Source organism: Mesorhizobium sp. M2A.F.Ca.ET.039.01.1.1 (assembly GCF_003998035.1).
Classification (GTDB): domain Bacteria; phylum Pseudomonadota; class Alphaproteobacteria; order Rhizobiales; family Rhizobiaceae; genus Mesorhizobium.
Genome location: NZ_RZRY01001321.1, coordinates 1 through 897, shown reverse-complemented (window position 1 = coordinate 897; position 897 = coordinate 1). Strand labels below are relative to the sequence as shown.

The 897-nt window shown below is 60.5% G+C and carries 2 protein-coding genes; one reads left to right on the top strand and one right to left on the bottom strand.

The features are described from left to right. The coding region (locus EOA24_RS39590; protein WP_133375019.1) for a GntR family transcriptional regulator at nt 1-525 on the top strand (525 nt) is incomplete at its 5' end. 39 nt (nt 526-564) lie between these two features. Here the strand turns inward: EOA24_RS39590 and EOA24_RS42635 are convergent. Then, on the bottom strand, nt 565-897 hold a 333-nt coding region (locus tag EOA24_RS42635; RefSeq protein WP_210213656.1), incomplete at its 5' end, for a hypothetical protein.

Here is an 897-nt window from a genome sequence, read left to right as displayed (position 1 = left end):
GCCTTCACCCGGCTGCAAGCGCTGCGGGCGCTGAGCCCGATGCCGAACGGCAGCGTCGAGGTGCCTCTGATCTCCGCCGATCGCTTCTCGCAATTGACCGCGGTGCGCACCATCCTCGAGGGCACCGCGACCGAGCTCGCGACGAAACGCATCAACGGCAACAATCTGCGCGCGATCCGGCGCCACTGCGCCGAACTCACCGAGGCCGCCCGCAATGGCGGCATCGAAAACTATCTGCGCAAGAACCACGACTTCAAATTCGGGGTCTATCGCCATTGCGGCAACGAACAGATGATCTTCCTCATCGAGACGGTGTGGATGCAGGTCGGGCCTTTCCTGCGAAACCTGCATATCGGTTTCGAGGATGATCTCGCCGGCATTCTGGGTATCGACTACCATGAGGAGGTCGTGGCGGCGATCGAGGCCGGCGACGGCGAGCGGGCGCGTCGGGCGATCGTGCGCGACATCGAGGAGGGCGCCACGCATATCCTCGGCCAGGTGAAGTTTCCGGAGATGCGCCACTAGAGTAAGCAGGCGGGTTGTTCGATGATTCTCGGCACTTCCTCAACTCGGCCGATTTGCTCGACCTCGCCGTAAAGTCGTCGCAGCAAACTTCTTAGGTCCGAAGCCCTCAGTCGTCATACGTGGACGCGAGCCTTTGGTCGCGACTGCCATACGCCTGATGACCTCGTGATCGAGATGAGCATAAAGGTACTCATCCGCCTGCAATGCACGCAGTCTATTCAGCCTATCTACGCCTTGCCTACCCGCGAAGGCATTGGCGCCTTCGTCCTCCCAGCTCATTGCCAGCATGACCTTCGGTGTGAGTGGAAAGGTCACAACGGCTGTCTTGTTCAGATAGCCGTGGTCGCCGTAAATCGGGTGCCAAGTCTTAGG